Genomic DNA, 8427 nt, shown 5'->3' on the forward strand with positions numbered 1-8427 from the left:
CTGTGGGTGCGTCTGCTACTGAAGCGCCTGTGCGCCCAGGGCCAGGCAGCCCATAATGCCCTGCTTGCCCTCGAGGCTGTTGTTGACGATGTAGTTATCGATGTCGTTGACCTCGGGCGTGACGATATAGCCGTTGAGCATCTCGGCGCACTTCTTGCGTGCGAGCGGCACGATGGGGGTGTGGTCGGCCACGCCGCCGCCGATGATGATCTTTTGCGGCGCGTAGCACAGCGTGTAGGTCATGAGTGCTTGTGCCAGATAGCCGGCGAGCAGGTCCATGGCCTCCGGGTCATCGGCCATGTCTCCGGCGCTCTTGCCATCCCAGCGCTTTTTAACGCCGGGGCCGGCGATGAGGCCCTCGAGGCAGTTGTCGTGGAAGGGGCAGGCGCTATGCTCGCCGATGGTGTCGCGCGGGTCGCGCGTGACCAGGATGTGGCCGGCCTCGGGATGCATCATGCCGTGCACGAGCTTACCGCCCGAGAGCACGCCGGCGCCCACGCCGGTGCCGATGGTCAGGTAGACCACATCGGTAAGGCCCTTGGCGCAACCAAACGTGACCTCGCCTAGGCAGGCGACGTTGACGTCGGTATCGTAGCCGCAGGGGATATTGAGCTCGTTTTGGATAGTGCCCAGCAGGTCAAAGTAGCGCCATGCCGTTTTGGGCGTCTCCAGGATCTTGCCGTATTGGGGCGAGGCAGGGTTGACTGCGGTGGGGCCAAAGGCGCCGATGCCCAGCGCGGCGATGCCCTTGTCGGCAAACCACGCGTTGACGGCCTCGACGGTCTCCTGCGGGGTCGTGGTCGCGATCTGCTCACGCTCCAGGACCGTACCGTCCGCATAGCCCGTGGCGCAGACCATCTTGGTGCCGCCGGCCTCGAGCGCTCCGATAAGCTGCTGCTCTGCCATAGTATTCCTTTCTCTGGGACGAGTTGCTCCGTGACTAAAGTATAGAGCTCTAAACCATTTAAGAAAGCGCTATAGAAAGAAGCCTCGCAACGCGGCGGGCGGTGCGGGGCTTCTTTGGTTACTTTAGTTGCCGGGCCGTCCTTACCCGCGCGGCTTGATTTTATCACGTAGCGACTTGAGGTTCTCCAGCGCCGCGTTAAGCGTCTCGTCTCGCTTGGCAAAGTGGAAACGAATCAGGTGGTTGACGGGCTCGCGGAAGAAGCTCGAGCCGGGCACGGCGCCCACACCCACCTTAGACGCGAGGTCCTCGCAGAATTCGAGGTCGCTGTCATAGCCAAACTCAGAGATGTCCATCATGACGTAGTAGGCGCCCTGCGGCACGCTATGCTCAAGACCGATGCTGTCGAGTCCCTGGCAGAACAGGTCGCGCTTGGCGGTGTAGAGGTCGAGGACCTCATCGTAATAGCTGCCGTCGAATTTGAGGGCGGTGACGACGGCTTCCTGCAGGGGAGCGGCGGCGCCCACGGTGAGGAAGTCGTGGACCTTTTTGATGCGCTCGGTGATTTCGGCAGGGGCGATAGTGTAGCCCAGACGCCAGCCGGTGATGGAGTAGGTCTTGGACAGCGAGCTGCAGCTGATGGTGCGCTCAAACATGCCGGGCAGCGTGGCCATATAGACGTGCTCGTGGGGCGCGTAGACGATGTGCTCGTAGACCTCGTCGGTGATGCAGTAGGTGTCGTACTTTTTGCAGAGGTCGGCGATAAAGGTGAGCTCATCGCGTGTAAAGACCTTGCCGCAGGGGTTGGAAGGGTTGCACAGGACGATGGCCTTGGGGTCGTTGTCGCGGAAGGCCGCCTCGAGTGTCTCGCGGTCAAAGTCGAATGTGGGCGGGTTGAGCGGCACGTAGATGGGCTCGGCACCCGAAAGGATCGTGTCGGCGCCGTAGTTCTCGTAGAACGGCGAGAAGATGACGACCTTGTCGCCGGGGTTGGTGACCGTCATCATGGCGGCCATCATGGCCTCGGTAGAGCCGCAGGTGACTACGATATTCTCGTTGGGGTTCACCGGCATGCCCATAAAGTGCTCCTGTTTGGCGGCGAGCGCCTCGCGCATGGCCTGGGAGCCCCAGGTGATGGAGTACTGGTGATAGAGCGGCTTGGGATCGGCGGCGATGGTGCTCAGGCTGTTGAGCAGCTGCGCCGGGGGATCGAAGTCAGGGAAGCCCTGCGAGAGATTGACAGCGCCGTACTTATTGGAGATGCGTGTCATGCGGCGGATGACCGAATCGGTAAATCTTGCCGTGCGGTTGGAGAGTTCTTTCATGACGGTCCTTTCGAGGATTTGCAGTGGGGCAAGTTTACTCCTATGAAACCGGTGGGATTTGCTCGAAATGGTCTCGAAAAACTCTTTTCAAAATTCTTGAAAATTGGGGCTTGCATCGCGTGGCGTTCCTTGCAATAATAGTCGAGCGCGAAGCGCACAGGACACGGTGGGTGTAGCTCAGTTGGCTAGAGCGACGGGTTGTGGTCCCGTAGGTCGAGGGTTCGAGTCCCTTTACCCACCCCAGTTCTTGCTTCGTGTTGATATCGGGTCGTTAGCTCAGTTGGTAGAGCAGGGGACTCTTAATCCCAAGGTCCAGGGTTCGACCCCCTGACGGCCCACCACACGATATCTCCTCTAAAGTCCGTCACAACGGACTTTAGCTTTGGGTCGTTAGCTCAGTTGGTAGAGCAGGGGACTCTTAATCCCAAGGTCCAGGGTTCGACCCCCTGACGGCCCACCAAAGCAAGTTAAGACGGTCAACTTCGGTTGGCCGTCTTTTTTTGTTGACCTTTCATGGGGTCGAACCCGAAAGGGCGCGGAGCTGAGGAAATGCGTAAGCATTTACCAGCGCAGCGCGCAAGGCGCCTTGGCGCCGCAGCGGCCGCCTGCGCAGCAGGCTGACCCCCTGACGGCCCACCCAAAGATCGTTAAAGCGACTGGCTTAGGCTGGTCGCTTTTTTGTTGACCTCGCACGGGGTCGAACCCGTCGGGGCGCGGAGCTGAGGAAATGCGTAAGCATTTGCCAGCGCAGCGCGCAAGGCGCGAAGCGCCGCAGTGACCGCCTGCGCAGCAGGCTGACCCCCTGACGGCCCACCCAAAGATTGTTAAAGCGACTGGCTCAGGCTGGTCGTTTTTTGTTGACCTCGCATGGGGTCGAACCCGTCGGGGCGCGAAGTTGGGGAAACTGCACCGTGATTCCCTTAGGGAAACACGGCTAAAGCCCCATAAACGTGCTCTCCTTATGAGAATTATGCTCACGGGGCTCGATGCATGTTGAGAAGTTGTGATCAAACTCAAAGTGAGAATCGATTTAGTCTGCTCGATAGTGCGAACCTAAGCTTTCAGTTCGCTTGCGCATGGCTTTGACCATTTCCTGTGCTAGTCGAATCTGCGATTGCAGGCGGGCGAGGGCTGCGACTTCGCTGTCCTGGGCTTTCTGTGTGCTCAAGGTCGTTGTCTCCGTCTTCAAGCCCTCAAGCTCGTGTAGTGCCTCGGATAGGCCCGTCTCGGTTCGGTTGATCATGCAATAGGTGCTCATCGTGTGCTTAAGGCCGTGTGTCAGGCGTTCAGCATCTGTTGTGGCAATGCCGTAGTGGGGGAGGTCGATATCCGCCTTCGGGGCCATCTCAGGTGCATTCTGCGCTGCAAGGGCTGCCGATGCGCCTGCGATGCGCCCGAACACGATGCCGTTGGCGCTTGACAAGCCACCGATGCGGTCGGCGCCGTGCATACCGCCTGTTGCCTCGCCGCAGGCGTAGAGGCCCTCAACACCCGTGTATGCGGTCTTATCGATCTTGATACCGCCGTTAGCGGCGTGGGCATACATCGCAACGCGCATCTCGTCAGTCGGGGCGATGCCGTGCTCGTCTTGCAGCCAGGTGGCAAAGGTCTGCACAAACTCTGGGATATCCTCGCGGGGGAAGTCGTAGTGGAGTGCCAGGCCTTCGACACCTGCCTGATCGATGACGAGATCGATAGCGCGGGAGGCCAAGCGTGACGTGAAAGGACCATATCCAGAGCGCTGCTCGAGCAGGTCGTCCAGCTTGTCGTCTGCAATATCTACCGGCTGGTCTACATGTACGTAGCGCCAGGTTTTCTCGTTGAAGACCAAGTTGCGCTTGGGCTCGATGAAGCCGGGCATCATCTGCATGAACTCTATATTAGTAAGTGTTGCGCCGTGCGCGAGTGCGATGGCCTGCGAGGAACTGAGCACATCAGCCGACGTAAGGCTGCGCTCGAACAGGCCGCCTGTGCCACCGGCTGCGATGACCGTGGCCTTGGCAGCAAAGGGCACGATTCGATTTTCGGTAAGGTCGTAGAGTACGGTTCCGGTTATTCTGCCGTTCGTGTCCTCAACAAGGTCGATAAGCTCATGGCGGGGGAGCAGGCGAATGCCGAGCGACTCGATCCAGGTCGTCAGAGCGTCCTCAAGGGGCTTGCGGGTGAGGCCGCGCCACATGCGCGTCTTGTGGTCAAAGCAGGGGATAAATTGCTTTTGTTGAGCACTCTTGGCGCTTTGCGGACGCTGGAGCTCAACGCCCAGGTCTTGCTCGAGCCAGTCAATCGCTTGGGGAATGCCGTGGACGAACGCTTGGACGAGTTCGGGGTCGGCAACGCCGCCGCCGACGGCCAGGATGGTGTCGATGAGGTCCTGCTCGTCGTCTTCGTTAACGGGTCCGATAAGCCCTAGGCCCCAGGTCCCGGAGAAGAAGCTCGATCCACTCATAGTCTTGCCGGCGCTTGCCACAGTGACGGTTGCACCCGTGCGTGCCGCTTCGATGGCGGCGCAAAGGCCTGCAATGCCAGATCCAATTACCAGTACATCAGTCGATTCCATCGGATTCCTTTCTCGTCCGGCGCATTGTCGCACGGGTGATCGGCAATGGGGCCGCAAAGACTCGGCAAATCGGTAAAGGGCAAATATGGCAGGTGGGCGTCATGGACGCTCTGACGCTCCATCTCATCACATCTTGTATTTCGCCCCAACTGATATATCGGCATTAGCTACCCTGCGACAGCGCAAACAAAAAGAGCCGCTACCTGGGTGGGTAGCGGCTCCAAAGCTCAACTATATGAGCATCGCGCGGGCGCGATTAGGCCTTGAGGGCCTCCTCGACGGCGACAGCGCAGGCGACGGTGGCACCGACCATGGGGTTGTTGCCCATGCCGATGAGACCCATCATGTCAACGTGCGCAGGCACGGAGGAAGAACCGGCGAACTGGGCGTCGGAGTGCATACGGCCCATGGTGTCGGTCATGCCGTAAGAGGCAGGGCCGGCGCCCATGTTGTCCGGGTGCAGGGTACGACCAGTGCCGCCACCAGAAGCGACGGAGAAGTACTTCTTGCCAGCCTCGAGGCGCTCCTTCTTGTAGGTGCCAGCGACGGGGTGCTGGAAGCGCGTGGGGTTGGTGGAGTTACCGGTGATCGAGATGTCGACGTTCTCGTGCCACATGATGGCAACGCCCTCGCGGACGTCGTCGGCGCCGTAGCAGTTGACGGCGGCGCGGGGACCATCGGAGTAGGGGATGGTCTCGACGACCTTGAGCTCGCCCGTGAAGTAGTCGAACTGGGTCTTCACGTAGGTGAAGCCGTTGATGCGGGCGATGATCTGAGCAGCGTCCTTGCCCAGACCGTTGAGGATGACGCGCAGCGGCTTCTTGCGAGCCTTGTTGGCGTTCAGAGCCAGGCCGATAGCACCCTCAGCGGCAGCGAAGGACTCGTGACCGGCCAGGAAGGCGAAGCACTCGGTGTCGTCGGAGAGCAGCATAGCGCCCAGGTTGCCGTGGCCCAGACCGACCTTGCGGTCCTCGGCGACGGAGCCGGGAACGGTGAAGGCCTGGATGCCCTCGCCGATGATGGCGGCAGCCTCAGAAGCGGACTTGGCGCCACGCTTGACAGCGAGAGCGCAACCGAGGGTGTAGGCCCACTCGGCGTTCTGGAAGGCGATGGACTGGGTGTTGTTGACGATCTCACGCGGGTTGAAGCCCTTGTCGGTGCAGATCTGCAGAGCTTCCTCGAGGGAGGCGATGCCGTTGTCGGCGAGGCACTTGTTGATCTTGTCAGCGCGGCGCTCGTAACCTTCGAACGTAACAGTCATAGTTATTTCCCTCCCTTTCTACTCATGAACCGGGAACACGCTGGCGACGGAGTGAGTCTCCTCGTCGGTGCGCGGGTCGATGTACTTGGCAGCATTCTCCCACTGACCATAGTGGCCCATAGCGCCAGCGATGGCCTCCTCGGGGGTCTTGCCGGCCTTGACGGCGTCGGTGAACTTGCCGAGGTTCAGGAACTCGAATGCGATGATCTCGTTCTTGTCGTTGAGAGCCATGCGGGTGACGTAGCCCTGAGCGAGCTCGAGGTAACGAGCGCCCTTGGCCTTGGTGCCGAACATGGTGCCGACCTGAGAGCGAAGGCCCTTGCCGAGGTCGTCGAGGGAGGCGCCCACGGGCAGGCCGCCCTCGGAGAACGCGGTCTGGCTGCGGCCGTAAACGATCTGCAGGAAGATCTCGCGCATAGCAACGTTGATGGCGTCGCAGACGAGGTCGGTGTTGAGGGCCTCGAGGATGGTCTTACCGGGAAGGATCTCGGAAGCCATGGCGGCAGAGTGGGTCATACCCGAGCAGCCGATGGTCTCAACGAGGGCCTCCTCGATGATGCCGTCCTTGACGTTCAGCGTGAGCTTGCAGGCGCCCTGCTGAGGTGCGCACCAACCCACACCGTGCGTAAGACCGGAGATGTCGGAAATCTCCTTAGCCTGGACCCACTTGCCCTCCTCGGGGATGGGTGCGGGGCCGTGGTATGCACCCTTGGCAACGGGGCACATGTTCTCCACTTCCTGTGAGTACTGCATGCCTCTCCTCTCTATCGTGTTGGCGTCCCGTCTGGGGGCCGTGGCTGGCGATTGCCGGGCGACCCTTCGAAAGGGACATGACATGCAGCCCCTATAATACCGCGAAATGCACGGAATATTCGGCGAACGGCTCAGTTTTCGTAGCGAGATGCGCGGAACTTTCAATTGAAACGGTTTAACTCTATATTCTGTGGTCGTGCACTTCCGTAGAGGGGGTCCGTCTTGGGCAAGCTTTTGGTCAGCTTTTGTAAGCGTTGCAGGGGTTGACCTGTTGCAACGGTGCCGTTCGCCGCCTGTTTACTGCCTTTGGCCGCGCGAGCGAATTGTTTTGCGTGAATGTTTTGATGGCACGCTTCAATCGTGCTGTATTGGATGGCAAGCAGATCCCGGCGAAGGGAGCGCCATGCAGCGCGTTTGGAGAACGGTTACCGGCTTTTACCATGTCTGTGCCCGCGGTACGGGCAAGCAGCTCATCTTTGAGGGCGATGAAGACCGGTGGGAGTTCTTGGAGCTGATGCGTGAGTGCTGCCGCAAGGCGGGCGTGACGGTTATCGCCTGGTGCCTTATGGGCAATCACGTGCGTCTGGTGCTTGCAGATTACGAGGACGCGATGAGCGCGGCGATGCACCGGCTGCTTTTGACGTACGCGCGGCGGTTCAATAAACGCACGGGGCGCACAGGGCATCTGTTCCAGAACCATTTTGACCGGCGCTCGCTCGATACCGACTGGCAGGTGATGGAGGCTATTCGCTCCGTTCACGCCGATCCGCAGGAGGCGGGCATCAGTCTCATTGAGCGTTATCCCTGGAGCAGCTTTCCGGAGCATTTGTGCGCTTACGACGGTGACGCGGCCGATGTCGCGAGGGGATTTTCTGATCCTTCTTGCGTGCTTGAGCTTTTTGGTTCTGCCGAGGGCTTTATTGCCTATTCGCTTTCGACGCCCGACAGCGGCGAACCGGCGCTGCGCGATATGAAAGAGACGGAGTGGGAACGCCACGCCTTTGCCAACAAGTTGGCGAAGGAGCTAGGGGTTCCGCTCAACGGGGTTAAAACTGTACCGCCGGCGCAGCGCGATACCGTTATTGTTGGATTGAACAATGCCGGCTTTACAGTGCGTCAGATTGAGCGGTATACCGGGATTGGCAAAAGTACCGTCTCTCGTATCGTGCGCGCCCGCGCGCGAACGGCGATGCGGGCTGGCGGAAACGTGATGTAGGGTCGCCTGTTCACCGCAGCTGGGGTCGTCCATACGCCGCAACCAGCGTTCAAAAGCTTGGTACGGTAACTGCACTTCTTAATATGCATAGAACAATCGTCATCTTGCATAAAATAACAGCTCAGTCCGGGTTTGCCCGTGCCTACCCCCGTCTGCGCCGTGCAAAAAACGGAGTTTTCAGCATCGTGGTGCTGTCGGCACTGCCACAATCTTGCAACACACGGGCCCCTAAGCTATTGATCCCTGCCGTTGCACCCCCGGAGTATGTGCCTGCGTCCCGTCAGACCGCGATGTCTGGTCTAAAACACAATATTTATGCGCCTGGAGACGTTGATTAACGCTTCCGATGCGTATGCACACAGCTTGGCGTGCTGAATACTCGCAAAAATGCACGCAGCATCCTATGGGACC

The 8427-nt window shown here is 59.8% G+C and carries 6 protein-coding genes and 3 tRNA genes; 4 read left to right on the forward strand and 5 right to left on the reverse strand.

Going from position 1 to position 8427, the window contains the following annotated elements; genetic code table 11:
- Positions 1-15: 15 nt before the first annotated feature.
- Together ABHR76_RS08890 and ABHR76_RS08895 are read right to left on the reverse strand one after the other, a co-directional pair.
- Positions 16-906: an ROK family protein gene (locus ABHR76_RS08890; protein WP_117746673.1), complete on the reverse strand. Its 891-nt coding sequence runs from the start codon at positions 904-906 to the stop codon at positions 16-18.
- 141 nt (positions 907-1047) lie between these two features.
- Positions 1048-2229, reverse strand: coding sequence for a pyridoxal phosphate-dependent aminotransferase (locus tag ABHR76_RS08895; RefSeq protein WP_346977429.1), 1182 nt, complete (start codon positions 2227-2229; stop codon positions 1048-1050).
- A 166-nt stretch (positions 2230-2395) separates the two neighbouring features.
- Here ABHR76_RS08895 and ABHR76_RS08900 point away from each other — a divergent pair.
- From ABHR76_RS08900 to ABHR76_RS08910, 3 genes are all read left to right on the forward strand, one after another.
- Positions 2396-2472 (forward strand) — tRNA-His (locus tag ABHR76_RS08900).
- 22 nt (positions 2473-2494) lie between these two features.
- A tRNA-Lys gene (locus ABHR76_RS08905) sits at positions 2495-2570 on the forward strand.
- A 43-nt stretch (positions 2571-2613) separates the two neighbouring features.
- Positions 2614-2689 (forward strand) — tRNA-Lys (locus ABHR76_RS08910).
- A gap of 570 nt (positions 2690-3259) precedes the next feature.
- Here ABHR76_RS08910 and ABHR76_RS08915 read toward each other — a convergent pair.
- From ABHR76_RS08915 to ABHR76_RS08925, 3 genes are all read right to left on the reverse strand, one after another.
- Entirely contained in the window at positions 3260-4786 is a 1527-nt protein-coding gene (locus tag ABHR76_RS08915) for an FAD-dependent oxidoreductase (protein WP_346977431.1), read from the reverse strand.
- Between the two features lie 256 nt (positions 4787-5042).
- Entirely contained in the window at positions 5043-6047 is a 1005-nt protein-coding gene (locus ABHR76_RS08920; protein WP_006235553.1) for a GGGtGRT protein, read from the reverse strand.
- 18 nt (positions 6048-6065) lie between these two features.
- Positions 6066-6800 (reverse strand): iron-sulfur cluster assembly scaffold protein, encoded by a 735-nt coding sequence (locus tag ABHR76_RS08925; protein ID WP_006235554.1) that lies wholly within the window; start codon positions 6798-6800, stop codon positions 6066-6068.
- 403 nt (positions 6801-7203) lie between these two features.
- Here ABHR76_RS08925 and ABHR76_RS08930 point away from each other — a divergent pair, with 403 nt between their 5' ends.
- Complete coding sequence (locus ABHR76_RS08930; RefSeq protein WP_346977433.1) at positions 7204-8016, forward strand: transposase; 813 nt, start codon at positions 7204-7206, stop codon at positions 8014-8016.
- Positions 8017-8427: the final 411 nt, after the last annotated feature.

Origin of the sequence: Collinsella aerofaciens, assembly GCF_039752985.1 — a bacterium.
Classification (GTDB): Bacteria; Actinomycetota; Coriobacteriia; order Coriobacteriales; family Coriobacteriaceae; genus Collinsella; species Collinsella aerofaciens_BT.